This is a genomic window from Thermodesulfobacterium thermophilum DSM 1276 (genome assembly GCF_000421605.1).
GTDB classification, from domain to species: domain Bacteria; phylum Desulfobacterota; class Thermodesulfobacteria; order Thermodesulfobacteriales; family Thermodesulfobacteriaceae; genus Thermodesulfobacterium; species Thermodesulfobacterium thermophilum.
In genome coordinates this window covers 1-16,669 of sequence record NZ_ATXI01000009.1, presented here as the reverse complement: position 1 = coordinate 16,669, position 16,669 = coordinate 1, and the positions used below count along the sequence as shown (strand labels likewise).

At 34.4% G+C, this 16,669-nt stretch carries 15 protein-coding genes and 2 tRNA genes; 9 read left to right on the top strand and 8 right to left on the bottom strand.

Annotated features, from left to right (window positions below; translation table 11 throughout):
• Positions 1-50: 50 nt before the first annotated feature.
• The 7 genes from H529_RS0105375 to H529_RS10275 all read right to left on the bottom strand — a co-directional run bounded on the left by H529_RS0105375 (position 51) and on the right by H529_RS10275 (position 3,045).
• Positions 51-719, bottom strand: coding sequence for a 7-carboxy-7-deazaguanine synthase QueE (locus H529_RS0105375; protein WP_245540271.1), 669 nt, complete (start codon positions 717-719; stop codon positions 51-53).
• Positions 679-1,053, bottom strand: a complete 375-nt coding sequence (gene queD, locus H529_RS0105370; RefSeq protein WP_028843074.1) for a 6-carboxytetrahydropterin synthase QueD — start codon at positions 1,051-1,053, stop codon at positions 679-681. Before queD ends, H529_RS0105375 begins: the two co-directional genes overlap by 41 nt.
• Before the next feature lie 24 nt (positions 1,054-1,077).
• Positions 1,078-1,149 (bottom strand) — tRNA-Cys (locus tag H529_RS0105365).
• 9 nt (positions 1,150-1,158) lie between these two features.
• A complete protein-coding gene (locus H529_RS0105360; protein WP_022855507.1) occupies positions 1,159-1,365 on the bottom strand; it encodes an amphi-Trp domain-containing protein in 207 nt (68 codons plus the stop codon).
• 26 nt (positions 1,366-1,391) lie between these two features.
• Positions 1,392-1,465, bottom strand: a tRNA-Met gene (locus H529_RS0105355).
• 70 nt (positions 1,466-1,535) lie between these two features.
• Positions 1,536-2,153, bottom strand: a complete 618-nt coding sequence (gene yedF / locus H529_RS10280; protein WP_022855506.1) for a sulfurtransferase-like selenium metabolism protein YedF — start codon at positions 2,151-2,153, stop codon at positions 1,536-1,538.
• A 97-nt stretch (positions 2,154-2,250) separates the two neighbouring features.
• A complete protein-coding gene (locus tag H529_RS10275) occupies positions 2,251-3,045 on the bottom strand; it encodes a glycosyltransferase family 9 protein (RefSeq protein ID WP_022855505.1) in 795 nt (264 codons plus the stop codon).
• A 100-nt stretch (positions 3,046-3,145) separates the two neighbouring features.
• Here H529_RS10275 and H529_RS0105340 point away from each other — a divergent pair, with 100 nt between their 5' ends.
• The 8 genes from H529_RS0105340 (at position 3,146) to H529_RS0105305 (ending at position 12,714) form a co-directional block, all read left to right on the top strand.
• On the top strand, positions 3,146-4,276 hold the full coding sequence (locus tag H529_RS0105340) for a DegT/DnrJ/EryC1/StrS family aminotransferase (RefSeq protein ID WP_022855504.1): 1,131 nt from the start codon (positions 3,146-3,148) through the stop codon (positions 4,274-4,276).
• Between the two features lie 2 nt (positions 4,277-4,278).
• A complete protein-coding gene (locus tag H529_RS0105335) occupies positions 4,279-5,058 on the top strand; it encodes a sugar phosphate isomerase/epimerase family protein (RefSeq protein WP_022855503.1) in 780 nt (259 codons plus the stop codon).
• Positions 5,033-6,229, top strand: coding sequence for a lytic transglycosylase domain-containing protein (locus tag H529_RS11235; RefSeq protein ID WP_022855502.1), 1,197 nt, complete (start codon positions 5,033-5,035; stop codon positions 6,227-6,229). The genes H529_RS0105335 and H529_RS11235 overlap by 26 nt, the downstream gene beginning before the upstream one ends.
• Before the next feature lie 81 nt (positions 6,230-6,310).
• The gene (locus tag H529_RS0105325; protein ID WP_022855501.1) at positions 6,311-8,392 is read left to right on the top strand and encodes an STT3 domain-containing protein; all 2,082 of its coding nucleotides are present in this window, start codon (positions 6,311-6,313) and stop codon (positions 8,390-8,392) included.
• Positions 8,393-8,406: 14 nt separating this feature from the next.
• Positions 8,407-8,748, top strand: a complete 342-nt coding sequence (locus H529_RS0105320; RefSeq protein WP_022855500.1) for a cupin domain-containing protein — start codon at positions 8,407-8,409, stop codon at positions 8,746-8,748.
• A 12-nt stretch (positions 8,749-8,760) separates the two neighbouring features.
• Positions 8,761-9,648: an acetylglutamate kinase gene (gene argB, locus H529_RS0105315; RefSeq protein ID WP_022855499.1), complete on the top strand. Its 888-nt coding sequence runs from the start codon at positions 8,761-8,763 to the stop codon at positions 9,646-9,648.
• Between the two features lie 51 nt (positions 9,649-9,699).
• Positions 9,700-12,348 carry a valine--tRNA ligase gene (locus H529_RS0105310; protein ID WP_022855498.1) on the top strand — a complete coding sequence of 883 codons (2,649 nt, stop codon included), beginning with the start codon at positions 9,700-9,702 and terminating at the stop codon, positions 12,346-12,348.
• A gap of 12 nt (positions 12,349-12,360) precedes the next feature.
• On the top strand, positions 12,361-12,714 hold the full coding sequence (locus H529_RS0105305; RefSeq protein WP_022855497.1) for a PilZ domain-containing protein: 354 nt from the start codon (positions 12,361-12,363) through the stop codon (positions 12,712-12,714).
• Here the strand turns inward: H529_RS0105305 and H529_RS0105300 are convergent.
• Positions 12,665-16,117 carry an AAA family ATPase gene (locus tag H529_RS0105300; RefSeq protein WP_022855496.1) on the bottom strand — a complete coding sequence of 1,151 codons (3,453 nt, stop codon included), beginning with the start codon at positions 16,115-16,117 and terminating at the stop codon, positions 12,665-12,667. The genes H529_RS0105305 and H529_RS0105300 overlap by 50 nt on opposite strands.
• Positions 16,118-16,266: 149 nt before the next feature.
• Between H529_RS0105300 and H529_RS10265 the strand changes: the two genes are divergently transcribed.
• On the top strand, positions 16,267-16,669 hold a 403-nt coding region (locus tag H529_RS10265), incomplete at its 3' end, for a PAS domain S-box protein (protein ID WP_033396863.1).

The following is a 16,669-nucleotide window of genomic DNA, read 5'->3' as shown; positions in this document are numbered from 1 at the left end:
TGATTATTTTAACACAAAAATATAAAATCTACAATTTAAATCGTATAGATTTATTTTAGGTTTAAAATTTTGTGCAGTTGAAGTTGTAATCTTATAGGTAGTTTGATTTCTAAAAGCCAGTTAGCAAGGTCTTTAGGAGAAAGCTTTCCAAATACCGGAGAAAAATACACTTGGGTTTTAGAGATAAGGTCAAAAGTTTTAATTTTATCTAAAGCAAACTCGAAATCTTTTCTGTCTTGTATTACAAACTTTATGACGTCCTTTGGGCTAAGAAAGTCGATGTTTTCATATAGATTGTGGTCTGCCATTCCAGAAGAGGGAGTTTTTAGGTCCATGACTTTAATCACTTGAGGATGGAGGCGCTTAATAGAGAGGCTTCCGTTGGTTTCTATACAAACTATACATTTTTTATTCAAAAATCTATCTATTAAAGGATAGACTTCTGGTTGAAGTAGGGGTTCACCACCTGTGATAGCGATGTAGGGGATTGAAGAATAGTGGTTTTCCCATAACTTAATTATCTCTTCTAAGGTTATGCTTTGGTATTTATCACTTTCTCTTGCATAAAGGGTATCACACCATGTACATTTTAGGTTACACCCAAAAAGTCTTACAAAAAACGTAGGATAACCTGCAAAAGGACCTTCCCCTTGGATAGAGAAAAAGGTCTCAGAGATTTTAAGGTTCAAAGTAGGTGGCACAGGCCTTTTCTGTTTCAAAAACAGTTACTTCTTTAATCTTTAAGTTTGTATATAAAGAAAGTTTTTTCTTGAGGTCTTGAAAGATATATTGGGCAATCCTTTCAGATGAAGGGTTAACCTCCAAAAAATAGGGGAGGTCGTTTAAAAGACGATGGTCTAAGCTTTTCAAAGTTTCTTTTAGGGCTTTTTTTAGCTCTTTGAAATCGATGAGTATATCAAGCTCGTTTAAACGTTCTCCTTCTACTACCACCTCTACCTTCCAATTATGTCCATGAAGTTTTTCACATGGACCTTCGTAGTTTCTTAAGAAGTGGGCTGAAGAAAAAGAATCTTGTACTTTTAATCTGAACATAATTAAAAGTGATATAAAAAATAAAGGCGGCGCGGGGATTCGAACCCCGGATTCACGGCTTTGCAGGCCGTCGCCTTACCGCTTGGCTACGCCGCCAGCTAAAACTTAACTCCTCCAAGTAAACTCTATTTCAAATTCTTTTTTGTCCTCTTTAACCTTATACTTCAGTTCACATTCAAAATTGGCAGGCAAATCTATTTCCACCTGTTCAATCTTTATCTTACCTTTTTCTACTTCCTCGGCAATTTGACGAAGAAGCTGGGCTGCTTCTTGAGGAGTGGTAATCTTTTTTACCTCAACCTTATCCTTCATAGTCTTTCTTCCAAGATTTAATTTAGTGGCGGCGGAGGGACTCGAACCCCCAACCCTGTGGATATGAGCCACATGCTCTAACCTGTTGAGCTACGCCGCCATATTTAACAAGTTTTTTATATTATTTAAACATCTTTACCAAGGTTGTCAAGGCCTTTTTTGGAGGTATTTTAACCTACCCAAACGGTTTTTTTGAAATAAAACATACCTTCTAAGTAGATGTCTGTGCCACCTCTTTTCCCGACTTTGAGTTGATCTTCTAAACCATAGTATTTTAAACAGGTACCACAAGAATAGATTTCAACCCCTTTTTTCTCAATCTCCTTTAGTAAAGATATTATTTCTTCGTCCTTTGTAGTTAAAAATACCCCTTTGTTCATAAAAAACATTCTGTCTGGTAAAAGGTTTTGTACAAGCATGGTCTCAAAAAAGCCTTTTATCAATATCTTACCTAAAGCCTCATCTTTACCGATTACATCATTGGTTAGAATAACAAAAAGCTCTTTTTTTTCTAAATTTGTTTCGCATGAAAAATGAGCAAGCTCTTCATCTTTTACCTTTACTTCATAACCTTTTTTTTCTACCACCAATAAAATTTCTTCTCCTTTTTCTACCTCAGAAATGATTTTGTGTCCCTGGGAATTTAAAAATTTTTTTACATTATTAGCTGACGTTTGACTGTCTAAAACTATCTGAAAAACCTCTCCCTCTTCTAAACTTTCTAAAAAATCTTTTGTTTGAATAACAGGTTGAGGACAGGGAAGCCCTTTTACGTCTAACGTTTTCATCATATGCCCCCTTTTAAAATTTTTTCAAATTTCTAAGTTTAACACCTTAGCCTAAACCATCTAATAGAAAAAATAAATAAAATTATTTTAAAAATCTCTATAAATCTGCCTTTTCTAAAAATTTAAAGAAAAACTTTTGAGGATCTAAGCAAGGCCTTTCAGAACAGGTCTTAGGGAAACAGGGACTACAGGTTAAACCTAAGGTTATGATGGTATGGTTAGGGCCTATCGGACGCCATACAATATGGTCTGTGGGGCCAAAAAAGATAAAACTTTTTACTCCTAAATAACTTGCCAAGTGTGATATCCCACTGTCAAGCCCTATAAACCCTCGAGCGGTTTTTAAAGCCTTAGCTAAAACCTCAATGTCCTCTACTTCCCAAAAATTTGAGGTAAAAGCCTTTATCCACTTGTCAGCCTCTCCTACTATGTAAATATAGTCAAATTTTTTTTCTTTTAAAAATTTTTCTATCATCGAAAAAAGCAAAAAATCAGGGATTTTTTTAGAGGAACCACTTCCTGGATGAAGGACTACCTTGTTTTTTAGGATGCTTTCAGTTGATCCTTCGACAGGTAAAATTTGAGAAAACTTTTTAGGCAGGTTTAAACAACCAAAGTAATAATCTATCAACCAGATTCTTTTTGAAGGGAAAGGGTCAAATCCTTCTGTTTTAGAGAAGAAAATTTTTAAATCATAGGGTTGGTTTAACACCTGCGGATAAAGGTCCTCATAGATCTCGTCTACCCATCCTACTTTTTGAGCTAACTGATAATAGGCCTTAACCCCTATGACAGTTATTTTATAACCTTGACTTTTTAAAACCTCAAGAACCGGAAACGTAAGAAGGGTATCACCTAATCCTCCTCTTCGGTAAAAAAGTAACCTTTTCATCAAGTAAGTTCAAGGTTTTTGTGATTGTTTAGTAAAGGGTTGTTTTATCTAATCAAATAAAGTATAATAACTAAGATTTTTTAAGTAAAGGGGAGAAAAAATGGAGGTTCCTTTTTTAGACCTGAAAAGAGGATATCAAAAATATGGACAAGAGATAGAGAAAGAAGTTATTAACGTTTTAAGAAGTGGGGTTTATTTGAATGGACCTTATACAAAAGAAATAGAAAGAACTTTAGCTTCTTTTTTAGATATTCCTTATGCTATAGGAGTTTCTTCAGGGACAGAGGGTTTATACTTAATACTCAAGGCCTTAGACCTACCTCAGGGAAGTTATGTGTTAGTACCATCTTTTACTTTTATTGCTACTTCTGAGGTAGTAGTACGGGCTGGACTTATTCCTTATTTTGTTGACATAGAAGAATCTAACTTTAATGTTTCCTTAGAAACGTTAAAAGAGGCTTATCTTTATCTTACGAAACGAGGTAAAAAGGTCTCTGCAGCCATAGTAGTAAGTTTATTTGGTATTCCTGCTGATTTAGAAAGGATTGAAGTGTTTTGCCAAGAAAAAGGGATTTTACTTATAGAAGACATTTGTCAAGCCTTTGGGGCTAAGATACTTGATAGATATGTTGGAACCTTTGGGGTTGCTTCTGCCACTTCCTTTTATCCTACCAAACCTCTTTCCACCTTTGGAGATGGCGGGATGGTTTTTACTGCAGACGAAGGGATAGAAAAGAGGGTTAGAATTTTAAAAGAACATGGACAGACCAAACCTTATTTTTATGAATATCACGGTATAAACGGAAGAATAGATGAAATCCATTGTGCTATTTTGCTTGTAAAATTCAAATATTTTAAGGAAGAATTAGACCTCAGAAAAAAATATGCTTTAGCTTATATAAAAGGATTGCAAGATCTTGAGCCTGAGCTTTTTCTACCTAAAATTCCTAAAACCTATACCCCAAGCTGGTCTCTTTTTACTGTAAGGACTCCTTATAGAAAGGACCTACAGGAATTTCTTAAGGAAAAAGGGGTTACAACCAGGATTTATTATGAACATCCTTTACATCTGCAACCAGTCTATCAAGATTTAGGTTTTAAAAAAGGTATGCTTCCTGTAACAGAAAAAGTTGCCCAAGAAGTTTTAAGCCTTCCGTTTTTCCCATATCTAACCTCAGAAGAAATAGACTATGTAGTCTACTGGGTAAGAGAATTTTTTAAAAGAGGATAAAAATGAGACCGTTGGTTTTTGTTTCCATTCCTTTTAACCTTTTAAAAGAAAAGTATCTTTCTTTGGTTTTAGAGAATAGAATAAACGTAGAAGTATCTTTAAACGCTTTTTCTTTGGATAATTACTCTTACCATACTTTTAAAGAAGTTGCTAACCTGATTAAGGAAGAAGGGCTTTTAACTACCGTTCATCTGCCTTTTATAGATCTTTCTATAGGGTCTGTTGACCTGTGGATAAGAGAGGTTAGCCTGAAAAGGATTTTTCTTGCCATTGAAAGGGCCTCTCTTTTCCAACCCTTAAACCTTGTTCTTCATTCTGGTTATTCCTATAATTATCACGAATTAAAAGAAGAATGGCGTTCTATATTTATAGAAAATTTAAATAAATTATTGGAATTTATCCAGGAAGAGAGGTTGTCTCTATCTTTAGAGAATGTTTATGAACCTACTCCTGAGTTTATGTTACCTATTTTTGAAGCTTTTTCCGGAAGGGTTGGCTGGTGTTTTGACCCAGCACATGCAAGGGTGTTTTCTAAAAAGGACGAACTTGATTGGTTAGACATCCTTTATCCATATCTGAAGGAAATTCATTGCCATGATAACTTAGGGGAAGAAGACGACCATTTAGCCTTAGGGAAAGGGGTATTGAAGTTTAACGCCATTTTTAAGTTTTTAAAGGAGAAAAAGATAGTTCCAATCTTGACTTCAGAAGCTCACAACGAGGAAGATACCTATCTAAACTTGAAGGTTCTAACCGATGAATGGGAAAAATTACAAGAGTAAAAGGTTTAAAGTAGTTATTAGGTGGTTTTTAACCATAGTTTTAATGGTTTTTCTTGGGTTAAGCTGGAATTTACCTGTTTTTTCTCAAAATATCAACCCACAAGACGAAGAGGTTTATGAAGTTTTAGAAGAACTTCCTCCTAAGGTTATTAAAAATTTACCTCAAGACATAAACGATCAAGTAGCTTATTTTATAAAATATTTTACCAAGGATAAAAGGGAAGTTACTGAAAGATGGCTTAAACGCTGTAGTCCTTATCTTCCTTATTTTAAAACTATCTTTAGAGAGTATGGAGTCCCTGAGGATCTTGTTTATATTGCTTTTATAGAAAGTGGTTGTAATCCTTTTGCGATTTCAAGGGCAGGGGCGGTTGGAATCTGGCAATTTATGGAAAAAACCGGTAGATCTTACGGATTAAAAATAGACTACTGGGTAGATGAGCGAAAAGATTTTATCAAGTCTACCCATGCGGCAGCTCGTTATTTGAAAAGACTCTATGATATCTTCGGAGACTGGAGGCCTGCGGTAGCAAGCTATAACCTTGGAGAAGGTAGGCTTTTAAGGATTTTAAGGGCTAAAAACTTTATAGATTATTGGCAATTATTAAACTCAGGTAGCCTCCCTTTAGAGACAGCGGCTTATCTCCCTCAGTGGATGGCTATTACCTTTATCATTAAAAATCCCCAAAAATACGGATTTCAACCCTTAGAGCCTAAGGCTTTGGAATATGAAGAGATGGAGGTTAACGGAGGGGTTGACCTTAAGGTATTTGCTGTAGCTGGACAGATAAACTATGACCTGCTTTTGATGATGAACGCAGAGCTTAGAAGACAGATAACACCACCGGGCAAACCCTATTTACTCAAAGTTCCTCAAGACAAAAAAAAGGAAATACAGGCTAACCTAAATCGTCTAAAATTAAAGTTGATAGAAAAAACAACTACAGACGGAACTTTTTACATCGTAACCCTTGCTAATTCTGAATTGTCAGAAAAAGATTTAATTTTAGAAAACTCAACTCAAAATCAATCTTTGTCCATTACACGAAATAAACAACCTCGAAAGGTTGCTAAGAAGTCTAAACAAATCAAGTCTTCTAAAAAAAATTCTAATAAAAAGAAAAAAGCCAAATCTACCTCTCAACATACCAAAAAATCGAAAAAAAGATGATATAAACAAACAAGTTCTTGTTTTTCACAAATTTTTTAATATAATTTTTATCAGTTTATCAACTTATCTTGGGGAGTTAAAATGGATAAATTTTTAAAGATTTACTATCCCTTTTTGTTGCTATTCGTTGTTGTTTTCTGGGGACTTTATATAAGATTTGAAGACAAAAATTTTTGGCACTCTAATCAAGCCCTTTTTTACTACAAAGATAAGCCTATTTACAGCGAATATGATTCTTTCTATTTTGCGAGGTTAGCTGAAGACATCAAACAGGGGGTTTTCAGAACTGGAGAGATAGACCACTATCGAGTATTCCCAGATAATTCATCTTCAGCCAAACTGGATGAAAAAAACGTATTTTATGCTAAATATCAGGTGCCTGGTGTTTTTATTAGTGTGACCTGGGCTTATCTTTCAAAATGGTTTAACCTTTCTCTTGAGACTTTAACTTTTTATCTAATCCCAATTTTAGCTGTTTCGGTAGTGCTTCCACTTTTCTTTTATTTTAAAGACCTTGGATGTGCCTATGCAGGTTTGCTCGGGGGGTTGGTAGCCATTGCTTCTCCTATGTATTGGGGAAGGACCAATCTCATGAGGTTGGACCAGGATATTCTTAATCTCACCCTACCTTTTTTAGCAGCTTATTTTTTTTATAAGTTTTTTTCATCCGTTAAAAACAGGGTAAAGTATTTATGGATTAGCCTTGCCTCTCTGGTAGTTCTTTTCTATTATCTTTGGTACGGTCATCCTAATCTGTGTTTTGTGTTGATTTTTATGTTTCTGATAAGATATCTATGGGATAAAAAGCTAAAACTCACGAAGGAAGATTATCTTTATTTAGCTATCCTAATTGTTCCTCAAATCTGGTATATCTACGAAGGCCCTTACCATCTTTTTATACAGGTAAAAACCCTTGTTTTTAACCTCAAAACTACCACCAGCGCAGAACAACTTTTTAAAGATTTTCCCAATGTTTTTATGTCTATCTCTGAGTTGCAAAGAGAAAGCTTTGATAAAGTTCTTGAAACAGCTGTTTATAGTCCTATATTAGGGATTTTAGGAATTATAGGGGTAATTTTATGCTTTGGTTATTATTTTAAAAACTTATTCTTTCTACTTCCTTTCTTAGGGATTGGGTTTTTATCTTTTGTCTCAGGTGCAAGGTTTATCATGTATCTCTCGCCTTTTATAGGGGTTGGGATAGGTTTTTTGGTACATTTTCTTTTTGAAAAAGCCCTTGGGTATTTAGACCTTTTTAAGCATAAGGAAAAACAGGTTATTACAGTAAACCTGATAGGAAGTTTATTCTTATGTTTATTGTTTTTGGTACAAAAACCTGTCATAAGTTGGGCAAGTTATCCTAAGGTTTTTAGCCCTATCGTAAAAGACATGGATTATCTAAAACAAAAAACTCCTCAAGGTTCGGCTATCTGGACTTGGTGGGACTATGGTTATGCTTTTCAGTATTATTCAAGAAGACCTACCTTTCATGACGGAGGTTCACAGGCTTCTCCTAAAACCTATTTTATTGCAAGAAGCTTTACTACCAGCGACCCAAAAGAAGCCTGGTTCATTACCTCTTTTATTACTAACTATGGGTTAAAAGGGATTGCCGAAGAATTAAAAAAGGGGATATCCGCCAAAGAACTGGTTAAAAAGGTTCAAGAAGGATACTTTAGTAAAGACATAAAACATCCTGTTTATTGGGTTTTTACCGAGGACTTGATACCCAAATTTGCCTGGATTCATTATTTTGGTAGCTATGATTTTGATAAAAAACAGGGAATTCATGGAAACATCATAGCTCCTGAAAAATGCTCTATGAGCACAGCCAACGTGCTTGATTGCCAGGATATAGGCGCTAAATTAGACCTAAATGTAGGAGTTGTCACTGCTGGTAACCAGAGTATTCCTATTAGAAAGTTAGTTGTAAAAGACCCTAAAGGAATGATAGAAAAGAAATTTTTTGAAAATGGAGTAATAGTTGAGATAGTAAAGTTTAAAGAGAATCACGCCGCCCTTTTTATCCTTAATCCTATGTTAGCTGAAACCTTATTTAATAAGATGTATCTTCTTAGAAGTTATGATCCTGCTTATTTTGAGTTGGTGTTAGATGATTTTCCTCATATGGTAGTTTATAAAGTAAAGGAAAAAATACAGTAATGAAGGAGGGGCAGATGGGAGTTAAAATTAACATAGCTGATGTTGAGATGAACCCTCATCCTAAGTTTGATGGGGTAAAAATAGGTTTTGTGGTTACCAAAGACGTATGTTGTGAAGCAAGTATAACCATTCTTGAAATTCCTGGTGAAACAGAACTCCCTATACATACCCACGAAAAAGAGGCTGATACCATCTTTGTGCTTCAAGGAGAAGGAGAAATTTTTATTAATGGAAAGTGGGAACCTATCAAGGCTGGAGATATCGTAACCATACTTCCTAAAGAGGAGCATGGTTTAAAGGTGAAAGGAGAAATTCCTATGAGATGTTACATTATTCATGCCCCTGCTCTTTGGTAAGGAGTTTCTACTATGGAGATATTAGAAAAGGCAAAGATACTTATCTCGGCTTTACCTTATTTTAGAGAGTTTTATAAAAAAATCATGGTTATTAAATATGGCGGTCATGCCATGGTAGATCCATCTCTTAAACAAAATTTTGCTCAGGACATTGCTTTGATGAAATATGTAGGGATTTGTCCTGTGATAGTCCATGGAGGAGGACCTCAGATTAATCAAGTTATGGAACGGATGGGGTTGAAACCTGTGTTTATAGAAGGACAGAGGGTTACAGATGAAGAAACCATGAACGTGGTTGAGATGGTGCTGGTAGGGACGGTGAATAAAAACATCGTGAGTTTGTTAAACCGAGCTGGAGTAAAGGCAGTAGGACTTTCTGGAAGAGACGGAGAGCTTATCGTTGCAGAAAAAATGAAGGTTTATAAATACAGAGGGGAAGATAGACCTCCAGAAATCATAGACATAGGAAGAGTAGGGAAAGTAAAAGAGGTTAATCCTCAGGTCCTTTTTACTTTGATAGAAAAAGATTTCATTCCGGTTATTGCTCCAGTAGGAATAGGCCCAGACGGAGAGGCTTATAACATAAACGCAGATTTAGTGGCAGGAGCCTTGGCTGTTGCTCTTAAAGCCGAAAAATTGGTTTACCTTTCTGATGTAGAAGGAGTTAAGGATGAAAAAGGGAACTTAATTTCTACATTAACCATAAAAGATATAGACCGATTGATAGAAACAGGTATCGCAAAAGGAGGTATGATCCCTAAGTTAAAGAGTGCCAAAAAGGCTTTAGCAGGGGGAGTCAAGAAGGTACATATCATAGACGGAAGAGTGCCTCATAGCTTAATCATAGAACTTTTTACCGACGAAGGGTTAGGCACTCAGGTAGTTTTTACTGAACAATAGTAATTGAGTTGGTAAGACTATAGAAGAAAACGATAAAAGGAGGGAAGGGCTTTGATCGAGTTGAACCTTGACAAAAGTTATGATCCTAAAAAAGTAGAAGACAAATGGTATAAAGTATGGGAAGAGAAAGGGTATTTTGAACCATCTTTTGACAAGAATAAACCAAAATTTTCTATAGTTATCCCTCCTCCAAACGTAACAGGGGTTTTACATATAGGTCATGCCTTAAACAACACCATACAAGATGTGTTAGCACGTTATAAAAGAATGGATGGATACGATGTTTTATGGGTTCCGGGGACTGACCATGCAGGAATAGCTACCCAAAACGTGGTAGAGAAAGAAATCGCTAAAGAAGGTTTGACCAGACAAGCCTTAGGAAGGGAGAAATTTATAGAAAGGGTTTGGCAATGGAAAGAAAGATGTGGAAACATCATCATAGACCAGTTGAAAAAGTTAGGGGCAAGTTGTAGTTGGTCATACCAAAGGTTTACGATGGACGAAGGTCTTTCGAGGGCAGTTAAAGAGGTTTTTGTAAACCTTTGGAAAGAAGGTCTTATCTATCGGGGGGATTATATCATAAATTGGTGCCCTCGTTGTGGCACTGCTCTTGCTGATTTAGAGGTAGAGATGAGAGAAACTCAGGGAAAACTCTGGTACTTAAAGTATCCTTTAGAAGATGGTAGTGGTTTTGTGGTGGTAGCTACTACCAGACCTGAGACCATGTTAGGGGATACTGCGGTTGCTGTAAATCCTGAGGATGAAAGATATAAAGGATTAATCGGTAAGTTTTTGGTTCTTCCTTTAATAGGAAGAAAAATACCGATAATAGGAGATAAAGCAGTAGACCCTGAGTTTGGAACAGGTGCGGTAAAGGTTACCCCAGCCCATGATTTTGCAGATTTTGAAATGGCTAAAAGACATAACCTACCTTTAGTAAAAGTAATAGGTGAAGATGGTTTTATGACAGAAGAAGCTGGGCCTTATAAAGGACTGGAAAGATATGAAGCGAGAAAAAAGGTATTGGAGGATTTAAAAAATCAGGGGTTTCTTGAGAAAGAGGAAGATTATAAGCTTATACTAGGACACTGTTATAGATGTGATACGGTAATAGAACCTTTGGTTTCTAAACAGTGGTTTGTGGCTACCAAACCTTTGGCTCAACCTGCTATAGCAGCTGTAGAGTATGGGTTTATAAAGTTTATACCAGAAAACTGGACGAATCTTTATTTTGATTGGATGAGGAACATAAGAGATTGGTGTATCTCTCGTCAAATATGGTGGGGACATCGTATACCTGTTTGGTATTGTAAAGACTGTGGGGAAACCATCGTCAGTAAGGAAGAAGTGGTAGAAAGATGTCCTGTGTGTAATTCTGAAAAGATTTATCAAGATGAAGATGTGCTTGATACCTGGTTTTCTTCAGCTCTCTGGCCTTTTTCTACGATGGGGTGGCCTGAAAAAACTCAAACCTTAACCACCTTTTATCCAACCTCTGTCTTGGTTACCAGCTTTGATATCATTTTCTTTTGGGTAGCTCGTATGATCATGATGGGAATTCATTTTATGGGACAGATACCTTTTCAAAAAGTTTACATACATGCTTTGGTGAGGGATGAAAAAGGTCAAAAGATGAGTAAAAGCAGGGGTAATGTGATAGACCCCTTGTTAATGATAGAAAAATATGGGGCAGATGCCCTAAGGTTTACCCTGATAGCCCTTGCTGCTCAAGGTAGGGATATAAAGCTTTCTGAGGCAAGGATTGAGGGGTTTAAACACTTTATCAACAAGATATGGAACGCAAGTAGGTTTGTCCTTATGAACATTGAAAGAGAGTCTGCTGAAGTAGAAATAGAACCAGCCAAACTTCCTTTGTGGCACAAATGGATACTTTCTGAACTTCAGAGAACGGTTAAAAAGGTCAGAGAAAAACTGGAAGAATTTGAGTTTGATCAGGCAGCTATGGAGGTTTATCACTTTTTCTGGGGTAAATTTTGTGATTGGTTTTTAGAAGTAGCCAAAGTTTACCTTAAAAAAGAAGAAACAAAACTTCAAACACAAAAGGTATTGTTAGAGGTGTTAACCACTTGTCTAAAATTACTTCATCCTTTTATTCCTTTTGTTACTGAAGAAATTTGGGCTCACTTGCCAAAAAAAGATACAGAACATATAATAAAAACTAATTACCCTGTCTTTAAAGAAAATTTGTTAGATGAGTTGGCAGAAGAAAAAGTTCAATTTTTACAGGAGTTAACGGTTGGGATAAGAAATATTAAAGCAGAATATGGTCTTACGGCTAAGACAGATCTAAAAGTTTTTTATCATTGTTCTGAAGATCAATATTTAAATCTTCTATCTCAAGAAAGCGAGGTAATAGAGTTTTTGGCTAAAGTAAAGAAAATTGAGGGCGTAAAACAACATATTAAAAGTAAAGGAGAAGTATCCTATATTTTATCTAAAGGGGAAGTTTTAATAAACTTAGAAAACCTTATAGATTTAGAAAAAGAGTTGCAAAGGTTAACCAAAGAAAAGGAAAAACTTGAGTCTAAGTTAAAACAAATAGAAAAAAAACTTAACAACCAGGAATTTTTAGAAAAAGCACCTAAGGAGGTGGTAGAAAAAGAAAGAGGAACCTATCAAGAGCTTATGGATAGGCTTAAAGTCGTCTTGCGTTATATAGAAGACCTGCAAAAAAACTGAAAAGAGTTTTTTATGTATGAAAAAGATAAAAGATATTATACGCGTTATAGGATTCGTTTGGAGGGCAAGGTTGCTACAGAGAAAGGGCAGGTATTTCCGGTAGAGATTTTAGATTTAAGCATAGAAGGTGCTCGCCTAAAAACCGATAGAGATATACCTTTGTATGAAGGAGACATTATCAATTTATTGATAAAATGGAAAAGTTCTATCAAATGTAAGGCAGAGATTAGGTGGATAAAAACCGAAAGGTTTAACACCGAATTTGGGGTAAAATTTATCGAAATGTCTATGAAAGATAGAGAAACTTTAACTTCTCTTATCTCTGAGCATGCTTTAACCAATCTTCTTGATACCTATCTTCGTTAACCCTTTCAAAGGGTTTTATGATAAAAACCTTAGAGATTCCCCTTTCTTCCATGGTTACCCCTAAGAGGGTATCTACTTCTTTCATCACGTTAGGATTATGGGTTACAAGAATAATCTGAGAATTTTTCTTTATAAGATTTAATAGCCTGATGAATTTAAGAGAATTTTTTTCGTCAAGTGGTGCATCCACCTCGTCAAAAATACAGAATGGTCCTGGTTTTACCAGATAAAAAGCTATCAAAATTGCCAATACACACAGAGCTTTTTCCCCTCCGGAAAGCATGTTTAGATGTTTTATGTTTTTTCCTGGTATTTTAACTTGAAAATCAAGTCCCGCGGTTAAAAGGTCATCTCCATTAAAGATAAGTTGAGCATCTCCTCCCTTAAAAATCAGGGAAAAAATTTCAGATAGCTTTTGGTTTACTTCTTGTAAAGTAGTTTGGATTTTTTCCTTAGAAAGCTGTTTGAGATTTTCGAGAATTTCTTGAAGTTTTGAGATGCCTTTTTCTAAATCTTCTTTTTGATTAAGGAGTTGATGGTATCTTTCAGAAATTACTTCAAATTCTTTGATACTGGCTAAATTTATTTCTTGAAAATTTTTTAAATCTTCTTTTAACTTTTGAATTTCTTTTTCTAAAAGATTTAAATCTATTTTATTATCCAGTTTTTCGTTTTCAAAAGAATAAGGATCAAACTCTACTCCTTCTAAAGCTTGTTTTAGATTTTCTAACAAAAGTTTTTTCTCAGTAAGCCTTATTTCCAAGTTATAGATTTGGGTTTCTAAGTTCTTAATCTCTTTTTCTTTTTGTTTTTTTTGTTGCTCTAAAGAACGTAAGTTTTTTTCTACTTCAATTTTTTGTTGATTAACTTTGTCTAAATCTTTTTTTAAACCTTCTATCTCTTTTAAATAAGAATCTTTTTTTTCTCTGACTTCTTTTAATCTTTCTTTTATATGTAGGAGTTGTTGTTGAAGGAGGTCTATAGAATTTTGATATGTTTTTAGATTATTTTTTAGTTTTTCAGTCTGTTTTTGAATCTCTGTTTTTCTTTGTAAAAGGCTATCTCTTTTGGTTTTTATTTGGATTGTTTCTTGGAGAAGTTTGTTTAACGAAGTTTCTATGTCTTTAATTTGTTTTTCTAAACCAGTTATTTCTGCCTTGGTTTTTTGATAGGTTTCTTTATTTTTTTCTAATTCATTTTTAACGAGATGGAACTGATTTTCAATTTCTTCTTTTTCCTGGTTAAGTCTATTAATCTCTTGACTGATTTGATTCAGTCTTTCTTTAACATTGCTTTCTTTTTCTTCGATTTTTACCCATGAAAGCTGAAAATTTTGTTTTTGTTTTTGTATGTTTTCTATCTCAGCTTTTAGCTTTTTTATTTCATTTAAAAATTGATTGCGTTTGGTTTGATAAGAAGATAACCTTTCTTTTAGGTTTTGTTCCTCTAACGTTAAGGCTTTAAGTCTATCTTCAACCTGTATTTTTGCTTGATAAAGTTCTTCTAATTCCTTTTGAAGACGAATCTTACCTTCATTTTTTTTCTTTAAAATATAAATAAACCCAAATGGAGTAAAAAGTAAACCTTCTTTTTTAACGTAAATAAAACGAGGATTTTTGGCATAACTTTCTAAAAGTACCTCTGTAAGCTCTCCCTCTTTTTCTATTTCAAAAAACCTTATAAACTTTGGATTTTTAAGGAAAAGGGGGGTATTTTCTTTTACATATCCTGAAATCGTTTTGATATGAGGGATTCCCTCTATTAAAAGAGCGTTTAGGTCTTCTTTAAACACTATTTCTAATAAGTCCAAATCTTCCTTTTCTTTTACATTCAAAAAATTTGGCAAAAAATCAACATGAAAGGGTAATTTTTTAAAAGAGTTTTTATCTTTGTTAGGTAATAACCTGTTGATTAATAAAATTCTTTCTTCTATAGATTTTTTTTCTCCCTTTAGGTTTTCGACAGCAAGTTTTAGCTGGTTGGATTTTTGTGTTAGGTTTTCTATTTCTTTAGATAGAAGTTCTTCTTCATGCGTTAATTTTTTTAGTTTTTGCTCTTTTTCATCGATTAAATTATCCCATAAAGTACTTTCTTTTTCTAATTTTTCTTTTTCTAACTTTAAATTTTGATAGAACTTTTTAGCGGATTCTTTTTCTCTGGTTAAATTTTGAATTTCTCTCTCAAGAAGGTGTTTTTTTTCGTTAAATTTTTCTACCTCTTTTTGCAACCTGAAGAAAATTTCTTCTTGTGTTTTAAATTGGGATATTTTTTCTTCATACAGGTTTTTAAGTGTTTCTTTTTGAGTTTTGAGTTTTTCTAACTGAGTTTTTAATTTTTCTGCCTGGTTTTTTAGTTTGTTTAGGATTTCTTCTATGTTATGATTTTCTCTATCTAAGGCTTCTAACTGCCTTTTTTCAGTTTCTTCTTTTACTTTTTCTTTGTCAATCCTATGCACAAGGTCTCTTTCTTCTCTTAGTAGGTTGCCAAACCTCATTTCCCAGTCTTTATAGATTTTTTCTTTACTTTCAAGCTCTTCTCTCAAGCTTCTTATGGTATTTTCTAAACCTAAAAGTTTTTGAGAAAGAACATGCTCTTCGGTTTCTAAAACCTCTATTTGTTTTTCTGCTTGAGAGATTTTTTCTTTTAAACCTAAGATGTTAGTTTCTATTTCCTTTTTTTCTTGATGGTTTTTTTTCCAAAGATATAGGTTTTTTTCTGCTATTAGTTTTTCTAACCTTTGTTTAAGATTAAGGTATTGTTTGGCTTCTTCAGCTTGTTTTTTAAGATGATGATATTGATTTTCTACCTCCTTTAACACATCGTTTAATCTGATTAGGTTTTCTTCAGTAAGTTTTAGGTTTTTTTTGGTTTCTTCTTCGGTGATTTTAAACTTAGAAACCCCTGCCAAGTCTTCTAAAAATATTCTTCTTTCTTTAGGTGAAAGTTCTATAAACTTAGATACTTCTCCCTGGTCTATGATACTATAAGATTGGGTGTTGATCCCTAATTCTAAAAACAAAAACTGGATGTCTTTAAGTCGGCAAGGCTTTTGATTAATAAAAAATTCACTTTCTCCGTTTCGGTAAAATCTTCTGGTAATGACTACCTCCGGAAAATCTTTGTATTTTTCCCATACCGGAGGGTCATGGTTTATGGTCATCCTTACTTCAGCAAAATCCACCTTTTTTTTGGCTTCATTACCTGCGAAGATAAGGTCTGAAAGCTCCTTAACTCTGAGTTTTTTAGGACTTTGTTCCCCTAAGACCCATTTAATCGCATCAAGGACGTTGCTTTTTCCAGCTCCGTTTGGCCCTACTATCCCTGTAATTCCTGGTGAAAATGGAATGGTAACTTTGTAGGGAAAGGATTTAAACCCGTAGATTTCTATTTTTTTTAGAAACACAGATGTATTATATCATCGATTTAAGAAATTGCACCACCTACCTTGATTGGTTCATTAGTTTTACTGCTTAAATATTTACAAAAATTTCAAGAAAGAGTATATTGAAGAATAGATGAAGGATAGGTTTAAAGAAGTAAATAGGAGGTTTCATGGTTGCAAATGAAAAAGAGGTTCATTTAAAAGATATTGCTGAGGCTATCTTAGAGGCCCCTTCGGTAGGGGTGCTGATTTATCAGGAAAACATAGTTTATGCTAATAAGTTTTTCTTAGAACTTACCGGATATTCCTTAGAAGAACTAAACAGGATGAGTATTTTGGATATTTTTCCAGCTGAAGAAAGAGAATATCTTAAATCTGTAGTGGAAAGAAGACTTAGAGGGGAGAGGTTTACAAGGGTTTATAAGGAGTTAAAAATTTTAAGGAAAACTGGGGAGATAAGGTATACCCTTACTTTTGCTAACACCATCACCTATCAGGGTAAGCCAGCAGGTTTTGTGGTTTTGATAGACATTACCAGGCAGAAGAGGCTTGAAAACATAGTTTTGATGCTTA

Coding starts and splice junctions, on each gene's coding strand:
- argB (WP_022855499.1), top strand. CDS start 8,761: ATGGAGATATTAGAAAAGGCAAAGATACTTATCTCGGCTTTACCTTAT.
- H529_RS0105305 (WP_022855497.1), top strand. CDS start 12,361: ATGTATGAAAAAGATAAAAGATATTATACGCGTTATAGGATTCGTTTG.
- queD (WP_028843074.1), bottom strand. CDS start 1,053: ATGTTCAGATTAAAAGTACAAGATTCTTTTTCTTCAGCCCACTTCTTA.
- H529_RS0105360 (WP_022855507.1), bottom strand. CDS start 1,365: ATGAAGGATAAGGTTGAGGTAAAAAAGATTACCACTCCTCAAGAAGCA.
- H529_RS10275 (WP_022855505.1), bottom strand. CDS start 3,045: ATGAAAAGGTTACTTTTTTACCGAAGAGGAGGATTAGGTGATACCCTT.
- yedF (WP_022855506.1), bottom strand. CDS start 2,153: ATGAAAACGTTAGACGTAAAAGGGCTTCCCTGTCCTCAACCTGTTATT.
- H529_RS0105325 (WP_022855501.1), top strand. CDS start 6,311: ATGGATAAATTTTTAAAGATTTACTATCCCTTTTTGTTGCTATTCGTT.
- H529_RS0105340 (WP_022855504.1), top strand. CDS start 3,146: ATGGAGGTTCCTTTTTTAGACCTGAAAAGAGGATATCAAAAATATGGA.
- H529_RS0105320 (WP_022855500.1), top strand. CDS start 8,407: ATGGGAGTTAAAATTAACATAGCTGATGTTGAGATGAACCCTCATCCT.
- H529_RS11235 (WP_022855502.1), top strand. CDS start 5,033: ATGAATGGGAAAAATTACAAGAGTAAAAGGTTTAAAGTAGTTATTAGG.
- H529_RS0105335 (WP_022855503.1), top strand. CDS start 4,279: ATGAGACCGTTGGTTTTTGTTTCCATTCCTTTTAACCTTTTAAAAGAA.